This is a genomic window from Thermovenabulum sp., from assembly GCF_049701175.1.
In the GTDB taxonomy this organism is placed as follows: domain Bacteria; phylum Bacillota; class Thermosediminibacteria; order Thermosediminibacterales; family Thermosediminibacteraceae; genus Thermovenabulum.
In genome coordinates this window covers 87,850-109,742 of sequence record NZ_JBNATW010000004.1, presented here as the reverse complement: position 1 = coordinate 109,742, position 21,893 = coordinate 87,850, and the positions used below count along the sequence as shown (strand labels likewise).

Sequence of the window (21,893 nt, the reverse complement as noted above, 5' to 3'; positions counted from 1 at the left end):
TCTGCCCCCATAGTTCCTATTAAGAACGTGCTCCCGGGTATATACGGTTTTATCAGCTGCAAATCGCTGTCCTGTGACAAGTCGCTTATTATAAAAATCTTCTCCGCAAAAGGTATTAGTTCGATTGGTTCTCTGCTCCCTATGTCTGCTATTGTTATTGTCCCCGGTGCTAATTGGATGTTCTTTATATCCACTTCTTCGCATATTATCTTTTGCTTTTCTTCTTCATTAAGCCATTTACATGCTCCACCCCCACAGTCGGCTATTATTACGTTTGTATACCTGTTTAAATAATTTGCTGTTGCTAAAACGAACGTTGTTGCCCCACATCTCCTGTTGGTACCCATAACTACCCATAATCTCGCCCTCATGTCTTTTACATTTTTTTTGTTTTCTTTTATTGGTTCCTCTGTAACCCTACTGAATAATCCTTTGTATTCTTTCTTTTGTCTTTCTTTAATGTTATTGCTTTCATGGCTCGTTTCTTCATTGATTATTGTTATTTGCTTTGCTTTTTTACCTACTGCTACATCTGAATCATGTACGGTCGTTATAATTGTTTCGCTGCCTTCTTTCGCTTCGTTATGTTCAGTTTCTCCTTCATCTATTTCTTCTTTTTCTTTGCTGAATAATTTTATGTATTTTTGTATAAATCCTAATAACTTTCTACCTTCGGGTTTTCCGGGATACCTTACTTCCTTTATTATTTCTCTAAATGTTGCTGGTTTTTTTACGGCTTCTTCAACATCTGATAATCTTATACTTCCAAATAAAATGTCGTATACTCCCATAGCTATTGAGTCCAATATTGTTTCGTCGGTTCTTGATGTGTCACCAACTAGAAAAATTACCCTTACATCTGCCATCCTTGCTTTAAATATCGTATCCCTTATGTCTTCTGCACCCGGCAGATATATACTTAATATTACCGTATCAGCTTTATAACGTCTTATTGCGTCCGGGAGAGCTTCTTTATAATAAACTTCTCCCACTACTTCTATGACACCCCGTCTTTTTAAATGATCGTCTAAAACATTGTCGTTTGTTGCTAATATTACTCTAATATCCAGACACCTCCTTTTTATTGTTCATAAAAATATAATATCAAATATTGTATTATTTTGGCCCTCTATATAATAAACAAAAAAAGAGGCTTTAAATATTAGCCTCTTTTTTTATATCTTTGTTTATTATTTTGCATTTTTAACAATGCCTTCAAGCGTTGCCACAAAGATAGGTGCAAGTCGTATTATGATAAAGAAAAGTGCTCCGCCAAATATTGTTCCTGCTCCCGAACGCCTAAGATTCGCATTCAGAGATATCAGCCCTGCAACATAGCTTATCCCCCCTACTACTATTGCTATTACTGTTATTGGTGCTGCAAGAGTTTGCAACAGGTTTATTATCCTAATCGAAAGTTTTATTAAAACATTTGTAAAGTCTTCAAGTCCCATTTGAGGTATTTTCCCACCATTTAATTTGCTTAAAACTTCATCAGATGTAGGAATGCTGTTTGTAGTATTATTGCCGTCAGCATAAGCAACAGCAGGAATTATCAATAGCATTGCAATTAATATAAAAGACAATACAATATTTTTATATAGTAAAATCTTTTTAATCATTACTTATTCTCCTCCCCTTTTTCCCTTTTATTGAATATTAATTACATCTAAAGGATTAACGGAATTGCCATTAACCTTTATCTCAAAGTGTAGATGCGGGCCTGTGCTGAGTCCGGTACTCCCTACGCTCCCTATTACTTGCCCTGTTTCAACATTCTGCCCGCTGTTTACATATACTTCGTAAAGATGTGCATATATGCTCCTTATATTGTTCCCATGATCTATAATTACAGTATTGCCATATCCTCCCGCAACACCCGAAAAAATAACTTTCCCGCTTTTAGTGCTTCTTACAGGAGTCCCTATTGGTGCAGTAATGTCAATACCATAGTGCATTGCATAAACTTTTCTTATAGGATGAAATCTATATCCAAAACCATCTGTTATTTTCCCTTCAACAGGCTTTATAAACTCTTCATCAATAACTATATACCCTTTCCCCATTATGTTTTTTACTTTTTCTACATAGTTTATAGTTTCTTCGAAAGGAGGTATGCCTCCATATCTGTCTACATTGCCCGGCCCTGCATTATACGCTGCCAATATGTAGTCTATATTCTTACTCCCATATTTGTCCTGCAACTGTTTTAAATATTTTGCACCTCCTTCTATGTTTTGTTTTATATCGTAAGCATCTTCTACTCCTAACGACTTTGCAGTATCAGGCATTAGCTGCATTACACCAATAGCTCCTTTTGGTGATTTTGCATATGGATTTAACCCGGATTCCGCTATTGCTACCGCTATGATAAGTTCCCTACTTATATTATATTTTTCTGCTGCTTTTTCAAAAATCTCATAGTATTTTTTGGGTATATAATACGCTCCGCTTTCACTTGCCCATGCCCATCCAACAGCCTCATTCAACCATATTTCTTCTTCTTCTAAAAGCCATGCCATGTCGGGGTATTCTGTCTCAAATACCTCTCCTGCCTTTACAACCATCGTTATATCGTCTTCGGAAGGAGCTTTATATCCATTTTCTATTAATACATTCTTAAGTATAGTATAATCTTCTGTATAATTTGTCCTTGAAAGGACTTCTTTTTTAATCTTCTTGTTGCCTTCCTTTAATGTTGTCCATTCATATTCAAAAGTATAAATTCCTTTATATGTTATTGCTCTGGTTACAAGCATTACTTCTTTTGTTTCTGTTTTCGTTATTTTTTTTGTTGTCTCGTTTTCTGTTACTTCTACTTCTTTTTCTATCGTTATTTGGGATTTTTTATATTCAAATGTTGGTCTTAGTTTTTCTGCATTTTGCTTTATTCTTGTCTTATCTATTATGTTCTTTATATCTTTTGTCTCCATTAATGCACGGTAGTAATCTATTGAGAATAATATTCCCCATGTCGTTTTGTATTGGTCTTCTATGCCATCAGCACTTTTTTTCTCCGGTTCGTATTCTTTAGCTATTTCCTTATATTGCTCTGTTATCTCCGAATTGGCATATGCCTTCGGTGCTTCCGTATATACATACCCTATTATCCCTATTAAAAACAGAATTATAAACAAAATAATGAAAAAAGGCATCATTGCCTTTATAAACTTTATTGCTAACTTCTTTAAAAATATGTTTATCACATTTTCTATTGTTCTCATGGATTTTTTATTTCCCCTTTTTTTCTCTCCTCTTTTATATTCTATTGATAATCGCTATTTAGCCAATCACTTATATAAAACATGGCTGATAAAGCATATAAAACAAGAAAATACCAATATTGTTTTGCTAAATTTACTATTATAGGCCAGCAGTAAGTTTGAGTTAAATTTTTTATAAATACTCCCAATGTTTATTCCTCCTTTCTGTCATATGTTTGTTCCTCTCTTAATGTGTTTCTATATTGTTTGGAATGTTATTATTATTATTTAACCTCCTATTTCTCGCTATATAGAATACATCTTTCGCTTGTATAACTCCTGATTCTACCTTGTTCACTATTGCCAATGAAATATCATATCCCATCTTGGCCATTGATGAAGAATTCCCCATACCCATACCATATACCGCCCCTGCTGTAGTACCTATACCTATTGCTGCTGCCTTTATCATTTCAACTGTCGTTCTTCCCATTGCTCTTCCCGTTATGTGCATTACATCTTTTGCAACAGGGCTCATTCTTTCAAATAAGTTCTTCTTATTAGTTACGGGTTCTTTGCTTAGTCCTGTTACTTGTTCTTTTTCTGATAAGTCCTTTATTATTGTCCCTTTAAATCCCATTTCTTTTAATGTTTTTTCTACATCATCAAAATTATTTATTATTTCATCAAAATCTGTTGCTACCTTTAGTTTTGTTATATCTACTCCCTTAAACGGATCATATGACGGTGCCGTTTGTATTGTGGGAGCTTCTGATTCAGTTGTTGCTTCCGTTGCCGTTGCAAGATTTTCTATAGTCTTGTTTAAAGGAGTCCCAACAGATGGAGAGAGATTCTCGCTTTGAAGCAAAGGCTCGCCGGTGGCTGATATGATTTGAGCCCCTTCGTCATCTATTAGATTCGTTCCTTTTCGTATTGTGCCTAAAGAATTAATTGCAGGGCTTCCAAATTCTTCACCTGCTGTTGCTATTGCCTCTGTTCCGGGTGTGTTTCGTATGTCCTTTGCTATGTTTTCAATTTTCGTTCTCTGCGTTTTCTTTGGTGATGACATGGTTTTGTCCAAAACTACTCCTGTCATTATTGCCCCTACAGTAGCAAGTGTTGAAAGGCCTGCCATTGCTTGGCCTGCCCATTGTTCTTCATTCGCCCCTATTAAGTTAAACCATCCTGTTATTAGCCTTCTTAATAATGAGGCTGTTGGCACTAAAAGCCCTATTGTGAATAGCTTTGCCCACCATGTTGAAAGCAGTCCATAAGGATTTGCTGCATATAATTGTGCATAAAAAAGCAATACTATAGCATGTGAAAGAGACATAAAAGTATTTGATATAATTTCGCTCAACATTAGCATTACTGGTGTCCTCGTATTTTTTGATATCCATGCCCATGATACTATTGGCGATATTATAAGCAATATCCCTATTATGAATTTTCTTACCATGTAAAGAAAGTTCATATAAAGCATTAATCCAGCAAAAGCCAGCTTTATTAAGCCATCTAATATGGAATTATTGTAAGGATTCAGCATAGTTATGCTGCTTGAAAGCGGTGTTATTACCTGCCCGTAATACTCATTTCTTATCAAGTAGTCCTTTATTTGATTGATAAATGCTGTGTTTAAATCCGCAAGCATTTTAAACAACGTCGGCATTTGCCATATAAATATAATGACAACAAGTAAATTCCAAAATGTTTCGCTTAAACTTGCAACCTTGCCGGGTGAAATGCTGTTTGATACCATCCTAAAACCTATTAAAATTGTTACAAGCTGATATACGCATAATCCTGTTGCAATTACTAAAAAGAATTGATATAAAGGGTTTATTACCTTATTCCATTCGTCTTTGTTAAATACTTCTGCCGTGTCTGCTTTGATTTTTTTCATTTCTCCGGTTTTTTCGTTTTTTATGACTACTTCTTCGTCGAATACAAGCTGTTCTATCGTATAAAAACCTGCGTATTCTGTTAATTTCAATATGCCATTTGCTATTGTATTGAACAACCCGCCAATAATCCTTACAACGATATTCTCATTAATATCCCCTACATTTTTTCTGTTCTCATCATAAATCTTCCAATTAGTTTCATCCGCTAAAGCAGACTGAGTATTTAGAACTATCGTTATAAGAATAAAAATAATTACTATTGCTTTATACTTTTTAAGTATAGATGTCATTTGTTTTATTTTCCTCCCTTCTCATATAATACCTATAATAAAAAACGAAAAGCCTTTAAAACCTTTTTTGGCTTTAAAGGCTCCCTCTAATCTTATTTATTTCTTCTATTATATCTTCCATTTTTATTCCTTTTTCTGCAGTATTTTTTATTTCCCTTTTCAATGCCTTTACGGCTGCATTTTCGCACACCGCCCTTATATCAGCCGGTGAAAACCCTTCCGTTACTCTTGATAAATACCTTGCATCTATCGTCTCTGCCAAGGGTCTCTTGGATAAATATAATACAAATAATTTTTCCCTTGATTCTCTATTGGGTAGTTTTAGTTCAACTTTATGATCAAATCTTCCGGGACGTGTTAAGGCCTCGTCTAATATGTCCGGTCTGTTGGTCGCCGCTATTACGAATATACCTTCATTACTTATTAAACCGTCCATTTCCACAAGTAATGTGTTCAGAAGTATGTCGCTTGCCCTGTTTATATTCATTCCATCCCTTTTCATTCCAATTGTATCTATTTCATCTATAAATATTATTGCTGGTTTGTTTGCCCTAGCATATTCAAAATACTTTGATAGGTTCTTTTCTGATTCTCCAACTCTCGACGAAAGTAAATCAGATGCTTTTAAGTATATAAACGTACAGCCGAAATATAAAGCGGTTGCCTTTGCTATTGATGTTTTGCCTGTACCGGGTGGGCCATACAATAAAATGCCTTTTGCTGGTTTTATTCTGTACTCTTTTACTTTTTCCGGATATATTATAGGCAGTTCTAATGCGTCTTTTATTTTTTCCACTGCTTCGTCTACTCCTATTAAAAAGTTAAAAGCATTGGTAATACGATTTGTCGCTACTGGTGCTGTAGCATTGTTTGTTCCTGCATTTTTGCTTTCTTCCTTATGTTTATGTTTCCCTTTTTGTTTAATATTAAACATATTAAGAATTTTGGTTTTAAAGGGTTTTGTATATATTTCGTATAAATCCAGCAGGAAATGAACGGTAGATAGAATAGCATGTATTACAAATATGAGAATAATGAAAGATATTATTTCATAAACAATTTTCATGACTTATTCTCCTTCTTATTGTTAATCCCTTCATAGGAACATCTCCTCTCTATTTGCTTCTGTCTATTATCTTTCTTATGTATTTTTCCGCATAGTACTCTATTATTTCTCCGGCTATGATTTTTAATATAAATAATGCTATTTCGTAAACTGTTTTCATTGTGAGCGGAACACCTTCTTTCTATTGTTTTTTCACCTCCTTCTTATTTTAAAAATTTGTATAAAATTTATTTTTTATCTTTGACGTAAGTTTCTAATATTTCTTGTATTTTCTTTTTGTGGAAAAGAAATAACTTATATTTTTCTGTATCTAATCTTTCTTCAAGGGGAAGATATATACGATATTCTCCTTTATCTTTTATGTAGAGTATGCGAGGTTTTATCGTAATTCCGTTGTCGAATTCTATATTAGATATGGCTATTGGTGCGGTATGTTTATTATCGTTACTTTTTACGTTGTATTTTTTAATCTTCGCTCTTTTAAGTATTCCGTCTTTAATTACCATTATTAAAAAAAATATTAACAATGTAACAAAGGTTAATAAAATTGTTATCAAAATTGCTTCAACTAATGATATTGCTATAATATTAATGTTTTGCCACCAACTTCCTATTTTCATTTTAAATTTTATAAAATTTTTATAACAAAAGTATACAGTAAAATTTATCATCAAATACCATATATAAAGCTCTAACAATTGCGACATATTGTTTCACCACCCCAATATGTGCTTTCTCTCAAAATTTGATGGGACTATATGAATCGCTGCTGTTTGCTTGCCAGCCCTCAACAATGCTTCTCCTACTCTTGCCGTTTCTAAAAAGGCCTTTTGCCCTTCTGATAATTTAAATGTTTCCCCTACAATGTCCACTTCCTCTTTTGTATGCTGCATAAAAAGCAAGCTGCCTAAGTTGGTTATAACCGCAATTCCCTGCTCGCTGTTTGTGAATTCTCTGAAGTTTTGAGTTGATACTACCAAGCTGCACCCTCTTTTCCTTGCCCTTCTTGCCATGTCTTCCAAAAAGTTTGCCGTGTCCTGATGCTTCATAAACATCCATGCTTCATCTACTACTACCATTTTTTTTGTTCCTTTATCTTTCTTCACAAATTTTTCCCATATCCATTGCAGTATGACATACATTGCAAAAGGTTTCATAAATTTTTCTTCCAGCTTTGATATATCAAAGCTTATCATTGTTGCGTCCTTTAAGTCTATTTTTGTTTCACCATCAAATAAACCCAATGATCCGTCTTTTAGATATTGCTTCAGCAATTTTACAAGCCTTTCTGCTCCTTCACCTTTCGTTTTTAACCTTTCATAAAACGAACTGATTGTCGGCATTTTTTTCTTTACTTTGCCTGCAGTATATACACCATCTCTAACTTCTGATCTGTATTCATACAGAGATTCTGGATCAGTTGTTATACCGATAGCTTCGTATTCTTCTCTTATTGTGTCCTCTATAATTACACTTTCTATAGGTGTTAGCTGTGCGTTCTGCCCTTCTATCATTACAGAAAATAATCCCTTTAAGTCAGCTATTTTCTGTCTTAAATTGACAAATGATTTTCTTGTATCATCATCGTAATCTTCTTCTATCTCAAAGGGATTTATATATCCTGCCTCATTAGGCGAAAGTTTAACGTGTACTCCTCCAAGGTTTTCTACCATCTTGCCAAATTCATTTTCAACATCTATAAATACAGTCTTTATCCCATATATGGCACTTCTTGATGTGTATAGCTTTAAAAATGTCGTTTTCCCTGCTCCGGTAGTGGCAATTACTCCCAAATGCGGATTTGGAAGTATCTTTTTGTTGAATGGATTGAAAAATACAGGAGCACCGGTAGTAATATTTAGACCTAAATAAACCCCTCCTTCATGCGTAATATCCGCATTGTTGAAAGGAAGTAAAGATGTGGCTGCACCCAAATCATAGTTTCTGTATATGTCTAGCATCTTGTTATTGCCCAAAGGCATTACGCTTTTGAGACAATCATCCTGCCGTAGAAATGCCTCTCTTATGTTTATTGCCATACCGCCTAAACGCTCTTCTATAATTTTTGATTTCCGCTCCAATTCTTCAGGTGTTTTTGCTGCAATTGTAAATAGTATAGTTACGTTATACATTTTGTTTCTGTTAGTTTGTATTTCTTCCCTTAATCTCCATGCGTCTTCCAATGTTATTTTAGTTAATGATGCATTTGTATAGTCTCCACGCCGTTCATCAAGTATTTGCTGTGCCATAAGGTCTTCTATTTTTTGGGTTAAGTCTTTTATTGCTTCTCTGTTAGGGTATGGGTAAACATATATGCTTATGTCTACGTCCCCAAATAGATATAATTCGTCAAGCCAGCCTACGAATACAGTCGAAGGAACTTCACTTACAAAAAATGACTTTACATACCTGTTGCTGCTGAGTTGTATGTAGCTTGGTGTTATTAAAACTCCATCGGGAGATATCGTGTCCAGTATCGTTGTTACCCCTTTATTCATTGCTCTTTTTTCCTCAACATCTACAATTTCTTTTTCCTTTTTATGCTTTCCCAATAATTTCATTTATTCCGACACTCCTTACTACATAATCATAATGGCCAAGATTCAATGCGTCTTCTATTTTGTTTGATAAGGCTTTTTCTTTATTCATAAATATTTGCAATACTTCCATTACCTGCGGTGTATTAAGCATATTGCAGTTTAACCATTTATTTACTTCCATCTCTATTATTTCTTTTCTGCGAGTTAGTTCTCTTAACGCTTCTTCATATGAAGATGCAATGCACGAAAGCACTATGTAATTATTTCTTACAAGTATTGTTTTTGTAGATTGAAGCTTATTTAAATATCCGATTAATTCACCTGCATATTCCTTCATTTTTTCATTTAATTGATTGAGTCTTGCTCTCATCCCTTCTATTTCTTTCGATAAATCTAATAGCCTTGTTTGCGAATAAAACTGAACTGGGAAATTTATTGAACCCATTAGACTTCTAAAACTTGCTTCCATTTTTTCTTGCTCAGAACCCGATAAAAGCATAAAATTAATAAATCCGCTAACCTCTAATATCATCGAATACCTATTATCTTCCATTATGATGATGCCGTCTTTAATGTCCTTTATCTCAGCAAACTCTTGTGCGTTTTTCCCTTGTTTATCATTTTTCTTTTTTTCTATCATGCTGTTTTGGCCATCTTTATTTTTCTTTGATAGATAAATTATTGCAGGGAACCCTAATGCTAGTACTGCTATCATTAAGTAAAAAATGATATTGGAAATAATGTCTAACAACCTGCTCTACCGCCTTTCTATTACTTCTTGTATAGATATGTTTTTTGTTTTAATAGATATTTAAACTTTAAGACTATATATTTGTCAAAGTTAATGTCATATTTGGAAATTTTGTAAAATGTCAACAATAGTACAAACACCGTTATTATCAGTGATGGCAGTATCCCGTATACCCCAAACCCCTTGAAGATAAAATAGTTTGCAAAAAGCCCTATTAGCAAATATGTCAGCTGTCTTATCGATAATATTCCTCCAAACAATTTTCTTTCCTCATTAAGAATTATTGGGACTTTGTATACTCTCATTATAATAAATAAACTGCCACTCATATCGTTTTTTCGTAGCAGAGTGGCAGTTTATCCTATTTCCTCCTTTCTTTAGTTTTTTCTTTTACGATTATTTTTATCACTTTACTTATATCATTTCGCCCTTTCCCTTCCTGAAAACTTGGGACAACATATATGTTTCTGTCCACCATTTTCTGAGCAATAATTACGGCCTTAATAGTATTGTTTACTGCTGAGGCCCCTGCTGCACGTATTTCTATCCCGTCATCTCTTATCTCTTTTATAATGTATCTTGCCAGCTTTACAGGATTTGTTTTGGCTGATACCTTTATCATAACATTACTGCCCCTTTTCTGTATTTTATATAATGCAATCTCTTGTCTGCTTTATCTAATTCCTTTTTATATCTCAAAAGTTTTCTGCCGTTTCGTATTGTTTATGATTCTACATCATTGACGACACATTTTTTAATACTGCTGCTAATGTTCTTGCCCCAAATATTATTAGCCCTCCTATTACTATGTATATAAAATTGTGCATTGCATAAGCCCTTGCCTGCGGATCATGTGCAACTACAAGTTTGTAACCGTTGTATACAAATGCAAAAACTATTACAATTCCTCCAAAAGCAGAAAAGGCTGTTAATAACTTTGATAGAAAGTCTGCTATATCTTGCAATCCCTTGTTTGCATTTATTCCATCATCGCCGGTGGAAACATTCCCTTTGATTTGATTGTTATTAGTACCGTCTGCTAATGCTGTCCCACAGATGCCGATTATTAATAATAAAATAAAAAATAATGCAAGGGTTTTAATTATTTTTTTCCGTTTCATAAAAGTCTTCCCCTTCCTTTTAGATTTTTATATTAATAGCAATTTGAAATTTTCTTCTTTTTTATTTCAGAAAGCATTGCTTTTGCATAGTAATAATTTGCTTTTGATTTTGTCTTTCTGTATTTCCTTGATAAATATTCTTCCGCTATTTGATTGTATAGCCTTCTTCTTATTTCTTCAGAGTTATACCCTAATGCCTCTGAGATAAATTCAAACCATGAATCTTCAAAAAACTTCATGGCCTCATTTCTTTCTTTTTCGGGCACATTAGCCATTACTATGTCTTCTATTGCCTGCAATATTATAGCAGAGGCTAATGCCCGATAACCACCTTCTCTTATTGTTACCGTCTTCTTCTCCAAAATATCTACCTCCTTTTTATTTTATTTATTTGATTAATATTATGATAAGCGTATTTAAGGGATCTTTTAGTTTAAATTCCTCCTTTCATGCCTTTTTCTGCCCTTATAATTTTTTCTGCTTTTTAAATAATAAAAAAAACAAAGAGAAGGTTTTTATTCCTCCTCTTTGTTTTTCCCTTTTTTAATTTCTCATTTGTAGTCTTTTTTGTTCTGGATTTTTTTTTACATCTTCCCCACTTCCATTATAATGCATTTTATTTAAAAAGACAATACCCTTGTTTATTTTCCTATATTTTGTTTTTGAGTTTTAAGGATAACATACTTTACATGGGTTATATCCTGCTTTTATTGCTTGTTCTCTTGTAGAGAAATACACGATGTTGCTTGGTTTTATTTCTTTAGCCCATTTACAAGAGGGATAATGAAACTTTTTTGTATTACTGTTGCCTATATACTTATATTGATTTTTATTAATGTTTTTAATTGTTTCAGCTGTTTTTTCTTCTTTTGCTTTATCATATCCGCTGTTTGGTTTCTCTATATTTTCGTCCGACCATAAACCTCTTTTGTTTTCTCTTGCAATTCTTTCGTATTTTACAAAATAGTCTGCATATCTGACATTCGGAGGTACTGTCATCACTTGTGCATAACCGTTTAACAAAAGCTGTGCATTAAACATCTTGCTCTTTATTTCCTCTTCGCTATCATTTTTTGGTTTGCTTAGCCAGATATATCCAAGTAATCTTCCATATTTGTCTTTTTCTTGTACATCTTTTTGTATATATACTGTTTTTCCGTATAATACTTTTTTCGTATATTCCATTGCTTTTTTACCGTATGGTTGTTCTTTTATCTTCAAAGATTTGTGTTCTATTTCCGGACAGTTGACTCCTATCAGCCTTATTGTTACTGTTTTTGTTCCTATTTTTGCATTGACTGTATCACCGTCTAATACCTTTACTATTTTAGTTTGAATTAATTTTATATTTTCTTCTTCTGCTGCATCTGCTTTGCCTAAAAAATATGGAGTCTGCAACAGAAGTATAGACAGCATTAATAATATAATATATCTTTTTATCCGGTTATGACTTATCATGCTAATCCCTCTTTTATTTTTCGTTTATAACGTTCGTTATAACCATTATTTTAATACTTCATATGAACAATAACATTGAGTACCCTTTCAAAAAGTTTTTTCAAAAAACTCTTGCCGGGCTTTAGTATGATATATTCGATATTTGTATGCCTTCAGCATTTTCTTTTTTCACTTTGACTCCCGGAACAATAGTCATCAACCACAATTCATCTCCATCTTATAGAAGATGGAGACTTCTTGCGGGAAGACTGTTAAACTAATTCTTCTTCTTCATTAACCATTTTCTCGCCTGCCAAAACTCTTGTTGCATTATATACTTCTTCGCTTACCCCTAACTTACTGTAAAGCTTCATAAGTATTCTCCTGTTTTTAGCATATTCATTCGGGTACTTGTTTTTAATTTTGTCAGCTCTTATTTCAATTGTGTTTATCAGGTATATTAATTCATCTTTATCTAATGTCAATCTTATAGTCCTACCTGTTTTCGTAATACCATCTCCTTATTTGATAAAATTTCTTTTAAACCAGTATTTCTTTTTATATTATCTGTAGTATGCAGAGCTAATGCTATAGCTTTTTTATCGCCCATAATAATAACTTTCTTCTTTGCCCTTGTTACAGCTGTATATAAAAGGTTCCTGTTAAGCATAACGTAGTGCCCGGTTTTTAACACAAGAATGATAGTATCGTATTCGCTTCCCTGCGACTTATGGACTGTTATGCTATATGCAAGCGATATCTGTTTGATTTCTTCCCCGATTATTTCTTTGTCTTCTCCATCAAACTCGGCTATAATTATAACATCTTTAATATTGTATTCTTGATCTTTATCTCTTCTTGCAATGATTATGTCCTTTATAACACCTGTATCTCCGTTAAATATTCCTATTCTGTAATTATTGCTGTTTTGTATAATTCGATCACCAATTCTAAATACATTTTCCCCTATTTTTATACCGTAATTATTTGGATTTACTTTTTCTTGTATCATTTTATTTAATTTCTCTGTGCCAAAAATACCTTTTTTCATGGGTGAGATTAATTGAACAGAAGAAATACCGTTTTCTTGTATATTCTTTATGTATTCTTTTACTACATCTTCTGGGTCTTCTGTTTCCTTAAATATGAAATCAGATTGGTTAAACTTCGGATATTTACCCATATTTATTAAATGTGCGTTTACTTTAATCGTTCCTTGGTCAGTCTGCCTGAATACTTTTGACAACCTTGATACATTTACCACGCCTGAAGATATTATATCCCTTAGAATATTGCCGGGACCTACCGAGGGAAGCTGATCCGCATCGCCCACTAATATAAGCCTCGTATTCCTGTAATCCAATGCTTCTACAAGCCTTGCCATTAAAAAATTGTCGATCATACTGCTTTCATCAATAATAACAACGTCAGCATATATAGGATTGTACTTGTTTCGCCCAAAATATACCTTTTTGCTTTTTTCATCATATGCAGCTTCCAACAGACGGTGGATTGTTTGTGCCCTGTAACCTGTTGCTTCTGTTAACCTTTTTGATGCTTTTCCTGTAGGTGCTGCCAATTCAACAGTCTCATTTTTCTTTGCAAAGTAATCTATTATGGCTTTTATTATTGTTGTTTTTCCTGTGCCGGGGCCACCGGTGATTACACTGATGCTGCTTTGTATGGCTTCTTTAATTGCTGCTTTTTGTTCATCGGTATATTTTATAGGCATTGTTTCCAAAAAATTGTCTAAGTCGTTATAATTCTTAAATATATTAAACTGATAATTTTCAACCATTGCATTTATCCCTGATGCTATTATTTGTTCGTCTATTAAATCCCGTTTTTTGTATATTTTATTGTCTTGAATAATAGATAGATTTGTCATGTTTTCTTGTATGAAATCGCTAAGCTCTCTTTGCGTAATATCCATTAAATAAGCATCGCTGATTTCTTGCCTTAGTTCCTCAAGTGTAACGTAGAGGTGTCCGTTTTGATCACTTTTCTGCTTTATTATGTAGTTAATTATCATTGCGAGTTTTTCGCTGTTGTTATCATAGTTTATTGTTTGTGCTATCCGCTCTGCTTTTTTTGCTCCCACTTTTTTTACTTCTCCTGCTATTTTATATGGTTTTTCTAATAAGATTTTTTCTGCTTCTGCTCCATAAGTTTTATAGGCTTTTTCAATAATATTGGCTGAAATGCCCAACGGCAGAAGGTTCATCTTGATATATCTAAGTATCTTATCATCATTCTGCAGGGCTTTTAATACTTCTTCCTTTGCTTTAAGTGGAATTTTTACCTTTGAAAGCAATAGCGGTTCTTTTGATATTTTGTAAAGTGCATTTATGCCTAATTCTTTAACAATTTCACTGGCTCGGGCTTGCCCAATGTGATTTATTTCAGAAAGAAAGTGTATTGTCCCGTTTTCTATTTTTTCAGGGTCGAATTTTGTAACATATTCTCCTTGAAATTGAAGGCCGTATTTTTGATGATTAACCCAGTTGCCTACTATTATTATCTTTTCCCCTTCTTTCAAATCCCCTTTAAATGTTGCCATGAGTTTCCTGTTGTCTTCTGTTTTTATTGATGCTACAGTATAGTTGGTAACAGGATTATAGAAGATTATACGATCAATGCAAACGTTATATAGTTGCTCCAACAAAAATGCCCCCTTTTAGGGTTGTGTAGTTTTTACGGTTTTGCCCTGCATTTTAGCAAAATAAGATATTTTTTTATTAAACAAATCATAGTCTACAAGCTCATTAGATACCATAAAACGCTTCCCGCTTGACATTATTATCCTAGTAAACATTTCATCTATATAGATTTCTTTAATATCCTTCCAGTCATAGTTAAGGCATACCTTGTTTATATAAAGTTTTATGCCACTTTCATCTACATATATGCAGGTGTTCTCCTGAATATTTTGGCTAGTGGTAAGAAAAGCAATTACTAGTCCTCCTAAAACGGCCGTTATATGAAAAGATGCCGTAAAGTGATTTGCATAGAAGTATGCCCCAATTATTGAAAAAAGTAGGGAAGAGAACACTATTTCCTTAGGGAAAAGCTTTTTTTTGTAAAAAAATATCTGCATAATTTATGCTCCTTTCTTTTTATTTATTGTATAAATACTTTCTTTATATTTTTAGGATTTTACTCCTTAAAAAATTTTTCTATACTTACATTTAATATTTTTGATATTGCATAAAGTTTTTCGGCATTTATCCTTCTTTGCCCGTTTTCTATATTGTATAGGTATTGAGGAGATATTCCCAATTTTTCTGCCAGTTTTTTTCTCGTCATTTTTTTTGAAGTCCTATACTTCTTTATATTTTTGCCTATTATGATGTTAATGTTTTCAATGTTGTTGTCCATACTTCTTCCTTCCTGCTTTAAATTAAAAGTTCCTTTAATTTTATTATAACATATAGCGTTATTTTTAGACAATTATAAATTTGTAAGAGTTTGCCATTTGCCGATCGTTGTATAAATTGTAATAAATTGTCATATAAATTATATAGACAGAAATAGTTATTTTGTATAAAATATCTATTGGAGATTTTAAAAATTATTTTTTTATTTTATAATATTACGACATTTTATGTTTTAAATGAGAGGGTAGGGGAGAGATTTCTGCTATGTATAAGGATAATTTTAAATTGTCAGAAACTAAAAAAAGAAGAAAACGTAAAGCTAATAATGTTTTTAATATTATAACAAATGTATTTTTATGCACATTTTTGCATTTTTATAATAACCATAAGAGGAGCAATAGAAGTTGGTTTGAAAAGCAGGTTATTTGCGAAAATTGAGTATTTTTTGAGTATTCAGAGGTAAAGTTTACATAACGTTTATTATCGGACGTTATTTTCCCCATAAAATACCATATTTTCTGGCCAAATTTCCCTAATTTTACCGTCATCATTTCTATTTTTTACCATATTGCGAGCTTCTAAAAAATAAAAAAGACAGCTTTTTAAAGCTGCCTTTTTGTAATTTTATGCATCAAAATCATAAAATTCTTTTATAAATACATGTATTGCATCCTCACATTCATATAATATTACCTTGCTGTCATCTACCATTACTATATCTTCTTTCTCTAATACTAGTGGGCTTGTTGAATAATAATTATTCCTATATCTTATATAAACGCTGTCTATTTCCCTTGTTATGATTCTTTTATTCTTATCTTCCATACAAACCTGTATTTTATCCCCTACCCTCTTTATTTCTTTTATTTTTAGTAAATTATATTCTCCATCTTTTCTTATCTTCTCCTTATTTGCTTTATATACCTTTCCTATGGGAGATGCTTTGCTCTCCCTTATTATTATACCATCATACTGTCTTATCATTTCTTCTCTTTCCTGTAAGGCCTCTATTAATATTGTGTTGCTGTTCTTCATTAACGGTTTGTAACATCCATCATCTATTTTTTCAAAATACTTTGATATAATATCTATTGCCATTTTCTCTTCTTTTTTCCCTATCCTTATTAGGTCTCCATTGCTTTTTCTATATAGCAACTTCTTTAACTTGCTGGTGTTTTCTCTAAAGTATATTTCCCTCGCTTGAATACTCTTTTGCCCTAATATTGTTGCCAGCATTGCATTTTTTTTGTTAATTCCTTCTATGTATATACTTTTTAAGACATTTTCTATTAATTCGTCTTTTTTATCTTTTTTGCTATTAATATTTTCTATTAATTCCCTTCTTTCTTCTTCCGGTAGCTCATTTATATTATACACTTTGATTTCTTCTTTCTTCTTTTTCCTATTTTTCATTTTAGCTCTTCTTATGTATGTCTTAACAGCACTTTCGCTGATTCCCATTATTTTTGCTATGTTCTTTATTTTTATTCCATTGCTTTGTAAATAATAAGCAACCTTTTCTCGGTCTGTTAATATCTCGCTTTCTATCACTTCTTTTAAATCTTCCTCCGTACTTCTATTTGCTTTTATTTTTTTAATTATCCTCTCTATTTGCTTTTTTATTACATCAGGGGAAGTGTTTAATATATACGATATTTCTCTAAGGGTATACCCTTCATTTATTAAATTATATATCTTCTTTTGTTGTTCCGATAATATATTCTCTTCGTATTCTATTATGTTTATTATCTCTTCACTTATTATTTCGTCTGTGACCTCTGTTTCTCCTGTTAATGCATTCTCCTGTCGACTTACCATCTATATTATTGAACCCCCTTCCGTCTTTGCCTCCTAATAAAAATTATAACATATAGCAATATTTTTGCAAATATTTTTTTTATTATTAAAAAAGGAAAGCCGGTATGCTGGAAATGTCATCACCCCTGCATACCGGCTTTGTTTTTTTATACCCTTATAAATATTTTGTCTAATTCTGGGTTTGTCTTTAAAACTTCTACTTCTAATTCATCTCCTTCTGTAAACTTCAGCAATTTCTCCATCTGTTCCGTATCTTTTGGAATAGTGTATATTATCGTCCTCATACCTTCGTTAATAACACCATTGCCTTTAACTATTAATGCCTCTCCTTTTGCAACTGGGCCAGCTTTTATCATTGATGCTATCGGTTTTGATAGAATCTCTATCTTAATTTTGTTCCTTTGGGTTTCGGGGTTATCGTCATTTTTACTATCTGTTGTATCTTCACTTTTTTCCTTGGTTGTATCGCTATTCTTGTTTATTTGCTCAATATCTTCTTCATCTTTTTGTATCTCTTGATAGATAAATTCTGCAAATTGTTTGTTGAAATTCTCATATTCGTTTTCTTCATTTTGTATCTCTTCCGTTTCTGGATATAAAAGCTCCGGTTTTTGTTCGTCATTTACAGGTTCTATTTCCACTCCACCGTCTAACATATACCTATGCAGGGATAATTCTTGTAATTCCTTCTGTTGTCTTAGATATGACAAAAGGGTTTCATAATTCATATCCATGTCTATATACATTACCGGAACTAATTTTTTTATTTTTTTCTCTTCTCCTTTTATTGTTACTGTCGGATGTGTTTCTACCATCTTTACTTTTAATTTGAGAGGAACGAAACTTATTCTTCCTATCATTCTTCTTAATAATTCTAATGCGTTCCTTATATTGATATATGAATTAAAACTCCCTGTATCAATGCTATATACCCCTAGAAGGCTTGATACCTTAGGTAGTATTACATTTAATACTGCTATCTCTTTGCATTTCTTTGCCTTATATAAAGGACAATTTTTATATGTGCATCTTATCTGTAGCCATTCCTTCCCATCCCTGCCTATTTCCTTACTTAATTTTTCCCCATATTCATCAAAGAAGTCATCTCCTACCCTCTTTAACCTATATTCTTGTGGATTTATCTTTGCATATGCGAGCGAAAGGGATGCGTATTCGCCGTCTCCTCTACATATTAATCCGTATTGTTCCCCATATCTTTTTAGATAGGCCGGGAATATGGTCTCTATATCTTCAGATGGTATAATGATGTCTAATTCCCTTGGTTTTTCACCATAAACTTTTTTAACTTCGTCAGGAACCACAAAATAATCTGTAGGAGTAGGTATTCCTCTTTCATCTTTCTTTCCTATTGCTATCTGTCCAATTCTTTGTAATCTGGTAACATCACTCCAACCTTTTATTGGCATAAAAATACCTCCTTCTTATTTTTTTATACTTATTAGGCTATTTGCCTGCTTAGATTAAAATAATACATTATATCATCCCATTTAACTATTTTCCTTATAAAGTAGAAGTAGTCCTTGTTATAAGGTTGAACCTTCATAATAAGTTTTACATCGATTGAAAGCATTTTCCTTATTTCATGTGGTGCATCTTCTATCATGTATTTTACTCTGTTTTCAACAACAGCCTTTGCCTTGTTGTCTGTAAATATGACATTTTCAGGATTGGGAAAATCATGGCTTTTAAGCCACTGTACCGTATATTCTTTAGCCCACGCAGGCCTTGACGTTATATATATAATCTCATGTTCCTTGGACAATTCCTTTAATACCTTTGCAGCATTAGCATAAGGCCTTGCTTTTAAAAATATGTCTTTATTTTCTTCAAAAAAAGACTCCGGCATGTTGGGATGATAATAAGTATGCCAGTCATATTTGCCTAACCTTCTTTCTATTTCCGTCAAAACATCGGCTACAGTATTACATATGTCAACCCCTATTTTCATAATAATACCTCCTTCTTATTTTAATAAAATTTTATCATAATTTAATTTATCGAACAAGTGTTTGCTATATTTTTTTATACATTACTTTTCTGCCAAATGGGACATCAACTTCATTAACTACTACCCAAATTGTTGGATATCCGGGATCGTGCGTCGGATATGTCCCTTCTCCATCTGTGTAGTATATCAACGCAGTAGGCTCTATACAATTTTCTTTTACATAATTAAAAACAGGCCGGAAATCTGTGCCTCCTCGTCCTGAAACGTTTTTTATTTTAGGTATATTCCCATACTCATCTATATGATATACTTCGTGTATTTCAGCATCACATGCTATTACATATACATCTCTGTATCGCAGCGAAACTATCCCATACACTTCGTTTACAAAATTGTTTAATTCTTCATCTGTAATTGACCCTGATGTGTCCAAGGCTATAACGACCGTTCTTGCCCCTCTGCTTTCTTTGCCCGGCAAGTACATCCCTCTGCTTATATACCTTCTGTCAAATGTGTTCCAGTTATATTCTGCGTTTATTTTTTCTAATACGTCTTGCAGTAAGATTCTGTAATCTACTGTTGGGTTTAGTATTTCATCTATGATTTTCTGCAGGGATGCAGGCAGCGTCCCTCTTTGACGTGCCACGTTCGCTGCTCTTATCAGCCGTTCTTTCCATTCCTTCTCATTACCTTTTACATCTTCCCTCCAATATGTCTTGTTTTTTTCGTTGTTGTCATTACAACCTACTGCGTAATCCCAATATTTGTGGCTTTTTTCTATATCGTCTGCTATCTTCTCCAGTTGCTCTGCATCTTGCGTTCTATATTTTTGATTATCGTTAATTACTGTCTTATCTCCATTTCCCATTCCTATCATCTTGCTTAAATCATCATATACTTCTTCTGCTGATTTCCCACCATATCTTTTATCTTTAAAAGCAAAGTCCGGGATTTTAAAACCACATTCCTCTAATATGTTGTTTATAACTATGTCTGTTGCAAGGTTCCATAACTTTATATTTCTAGATTGCCTTCTGAGTATATGAAGTAATGCACAATGCATTACTTCATGTGCAACTATCGTTGTTAAAATATCCATGCCATATGTGTTTTTTATGGTTTCAAAGTTTTGCGGGTTGTAGTATATGTTTTCGCCATCTGTTGCTGCTACTATATTGTCCTCTGTCTCTTTGTTACTTAGATATAATGCCAATGTGCCAAAAAAAGGGTTCATCACAATTAATCTTGATTTCGCTATTTCCATTATTTCCGTTCTTTTTGTCATATTATTTTAATACCTCCTTTTTATTTTCCCTAAATATGATAGTAGAGGCAGTTTGAAAACTGCCTCTACCTTTTACCTTCTATATATTAAAAATAATATTATTTTCATTCATCCATTGACGCATATAATCTTTTTTCATCAATTCTGCTACGCTCTTTGTAGCGTTTACTAAATCCTTTACAAACATTACTTGATACTCTTTTTGTAACTTCATTATATATTTAAATGCATTTTCTAATTTCTTTTCCTGTTTTTTCAAATCCTTTATTTTGGAGATTAGCGAGGTTACAAGCATGTAGGTTACATCAGGTCTTGTGGGTACTTCGCCATCCCCGGTTGCCAGTATCTTTTCTATATCCGGCAATTCGTTCTTAACTTTCACATAAGCCATAAATTCTGCTGCCGGGCCTTCCCCTATACATCCTGATATAATTTCTCTATCATACCCTATAGTCTTAATAACTTTATTTACATAGTCACCCCACATTCGTGGGGTTGGGTAGGCCACTTGCTTTGTTACTGTATATAATAGCTTAGGTCTGTAACTTATAAATGCCACTATTTCCTCTGCTACGTCATTTTCGTAAGCCCATTTACGCCATTCTTCAACGTTTATTTCTACGTCCTTGATTTCTATATCTAACGACGGCATTGATGAATAAACAGGTATGTGTATTAGCCTGTTAGCTAATGACGATATAAGGCTGTATGCTCCTGCTCTGTCCTGTACCCTGTTCCCTGCTGCGATTGGAACCCACTGTTTCGGTAGTTCGTATGTGCCTATTCTCCTGTCAAGTATCAACCTCAATGCTACCGACTGGACATCCCGGTCGGCATTGGGAAGCTCATCTAAAAATAATACACCTCTTACGCCATCCCTTTCTTCCATCGGTAAGTCATACGGTGGCAACCACTTTGCTCTGCCCGTTTCTTTGTCTTCGACAGGTATGCCTCGTAGATCCACGGGAGACATCTCTTGAAGCCTCATGTCTACGAGACTATACCCTAATTCTTTTGCTGCATCCTTTACCATCTGTGATTTTCCGACTCCGGGTGGCCCCCACAACATAACAGGTAAATTAATTTTTATTAATTTTTTAATAATTTCTTTATATTGACTCATTATTATACC

At 33.2% G+C, this 21,893-nt stretch carries 23 protein-coding genes; all 23 read right to left on the bottom strand.

The window, feature by feature from the left end; genetic code table 11:
- Positions 1-992 (bottom strand): hypothetical protein (locus tag ACPLVF_RS02445; RefSeq protein ID WP_424906240.1); only part of this gene is annotated, 992 nt, incomplete at its 3' end.
- Positions 993-1,190: 198 nt separating this feature from the next.
- Positions 1,191-1,622, bottom strand: a complete 432-nt coding sequence (locus ACPLVF_RS02440) for a hypothetical protein (protein ID WP_424906239.1) — start codon at positions 1,620-1,622, stop codon at positions 1,191-1,193.
- Positions 1,623-1,649: 27 nt separating this feature from the next.
- Positions 1,650-3,224 (bottom strand): peptidoglycan DD-metalloendopeptidase family protein, encoded by a 1,575-nt coding sequence (locus ACPLVF_RS02435; RefSeq protein ID WP_424906238.1) that lies wholly within the window; start codon positions 3,222-3,224, stop codon positions 1,650-1,652.
- A gap of 226 nt (positions 3,225-3,450) precedes the next feature.
- The gene (locus tag ACPLVF_RS02430) at positions 3,451-5,397 is read right to left on the bottom strand and encodes a hypothetical protein (protein ID WP_424906237.1); all 1,947 of its coding nucleotides are present in this window, start codon (positions 5,395-5,397) and stop codon (positions 3,451-3,453) included.
- A gap of 73 nt (positions 5,398-5,470) precedes the next feature.
- Positions 5,471-6,463, bottom strand: coding sequence for an AAA family ATPase (locus ACPLVF_RS02425; RefSeq protein WP_424906236.1), 993 nt, complete (start codon positions 6,461-6,463; stop codon positions 5,471-5,473).
- 227 nt (positions 6,464-6,690) lie between these two features.
- The gene (locus tag ACPLVF_RS02420) at positions 6,691-7,170 is read right to left on the bottom strand and encodes a hypothetical protein (protein WP_424906235.1); all 480 of its coding nucleotides are present in this window, start codon (positions 7,168-7,170) and stop codon (positions 6,691-6,693) included.
- Between the two features lie 6 nt (positions 7,171-7,176).
- A complete protein-coding gene (locus ACPLVF_RS02415) occupies positions 7,177-9,024 on the bottom strand; it encodes a VirB4 family type IV secretion system protein (protein WP_424906234.1) in 1,848 nt (615 codons plus the stop codon).
- Positions 9,002-9,754, bottom strand: a complete 753-nt coding sequence (locus ACPLVF_RS02410) for a hypothetical protein (RefSeq protein WP_424906233.1) — start codon at positions 9,752-9,754, stop codon at positions 9,002-9,004. The genes ACPLVF_RS02415 and ACPLVF_RS02410 overlap by 23 nt, the downstream gene beginning before the upstream one ends.
- A gap of 20 nt (positions 9,755-9,774) precedes the next feature.
- Positions 9,775-10,059, bottom strand: a complete 285-nt coding sequence (locus tag ACPLVF_RS02405; RefSeq protein WP_424906232.1) for a PrgI family mobile element protein — start codon at positions 10,057-10,059, stop codon at positions 9,775-9,777.
- 56 nt (positions 10,060-10,115) lie between these two features.
- Positions 10,116-10,376, bottom strand: coding sequence for a stage V sporulation protein S (locus ACPLVF_RS02400; RefSeq protein ID WP_424906231.1), 261 nt, complete (start codon positions 10,374-10,376; stop codon positions 10,116-10,118).
- Positions 10,377-10,485: 109 nt separating this feature from the next.
- The gene (locus tag ACPLVF_RS02395) at positions 10,486-10,875 is read right to left on the bottom strand and encodes a pilin (RefSeq protein WP_424906230.1); all 390 of its coding nucleotides are present in this window, start codon (positions 10,873-10,875) and stop codon (positions 10,486-10,488) included.
- Positions 10,876-10,907: 32 nt separating this feature from the next.
- On the bottom strand, positions 10,908-11,237 hold the full coding sequence (locus ACPLVF_RS02390; protein WP_424906229.1) for a hypothetical protein: 330 nt from the start codon (positions 11,235-11,237) through the stop codon (positions 10,908-10,910).
- A gap of 307 nt (positions 11,238-11,544) precedes the next feature.
- The gene (locus ACPLVF_RS02385) at positions 11,545-12,333 is read right to left on the bottom strand and encodes a thermonuclease family protein (RefSeq protein WP_424906228.1); all 789 of its coding nucleotides are present in this window, start codon (positions 12,331-12,333) and stop codon (positions 11,545-11,547) included.
- An 87-nt stretch (positions 12,334-12,420) separates the two neighbouring features.
- The gene (locus ACPLVF_RS02380; protein ID WP_424906241.1) at positions 12,421-12,492 is read right to left on the bottom strand and encodes a helix-turn-helix domain-containing protein; all 72 of its coding nucleotides are present in this window, start codon (positions 12,490-12,492) and stop codon (positions 12,421-12,423) included.
- Between the two features lie 92 nt (positions 12,493-12,584).
- Complete coding sequence (locus ACPLVF_RS02375; protein WP_424906227.1) at positions 12,585-12,797, bottom strand: hypothetical protein; 213 nt, start codon at positions 12,795-12,797, stop codon at positions 12,585-12,587.
- A 2-nt stretch (positions 12,798-12,799) separates the two neighbouring features.
- The gene (locus ACPLVF_RS02370; RefSeq protein ID WP_424906226.1) at positions 12,800-14,974 is read right to left on the bottom strand and encodes an ATP-dependent RecD-like DNA helicase; all 2,175 of its coding nucleotides are present in this window, start codon (positions 14,972-14,974) and stop codon (positions 12,800-12,802) included.
- Between the two features lie 15 nt (positions 14,975-14,989).
- A complete protein-coding gene (locus ACPLVF_RS02365; RefSeq protein ID WP_424906225.1) occupies positions 14,990-15,409 on the bottom strand; it encodes a hypothetical protein in 420 nt (139 codons plus the stop codon).
- Positions 15,410-15,468: 59 nt separating this feature from the next.
- Positions 15,469-15,690 (bottom strand): helix-turn-helix domain-containing protein, encoded by a 222-nt coding sequence (locus ACPLVF_RS02360; RefSeq protein ID WP_424906224.1) that lies wholly within the window; start codon positions 15,688-15,690, stop codon positions 15,469-15,471.
- A 623-nt stretch (positions 15,691-16,313) separates the two neighbouring features.
- Positions 16,314-17,507, bottom strand: coding sequence for a helix-turn-helix transcriptional regulator (locus tag ACPLVF_RS02355; protein ID WP_424906223.1), 1,194 nt, complete (start codon positions 17,505-17,507; stop codon positions 16,314-16,316).
- Positions 17,508-17,653: 146 nt separating this feature from the next.
- On the bottom strand, positions 17,654-18,934 hold the full coding sequence (locus tag ACPLVF_RS02350; RefSeq protein ID WP_424906222.1) for a hypothetical protein: 1,281 nt from the start codon (positions 18,932-18,934) through the stop codon (positions 17,654-17,656).
- A 32-nt stretch (positions 18,935-18,966) separates the two neighbouring features.
- Positions 18,967-19,476: a 5' nucleotidase, NT5C type gene (locus tag ACPLVF_RS02345; protein ID WP_424906221.1), complete on the bottom strand. Its 510-nt coding sequence runs from the start codon at positions 19,474-19,476 to the stop codon at positions 18,967-18,969.
- 64 nt (positions 19,477-19,540) lie between these two features.
- Positions 19,541-20,761: a DUF2201 family putative metallopeptidase gene (locus tag ACPLVF_RS02340; protein ID WP_424906220.1), complete on the bottom strand. Its 1,221-nt coding sequence runs from the start codon at positions 20,759-20,761 to the stop codon at positions 19,541-19,543.
- A 79-nt stretch (positions 20,762-20,840) separates the two neighbouring features.
- Positions 20,841-21,884, bottom strand: a complete 1,044-nt coding sequence (locus tag ACPLVF_RS02335; protein WP_424906219.1) for an ATP-binding protein — start codon at positions 21,882-21,884, stop codon at positions 20,841-20,843.
- Between the last annotated feature and the right edge of the window lie 9 nt (positions 21,885-21,893).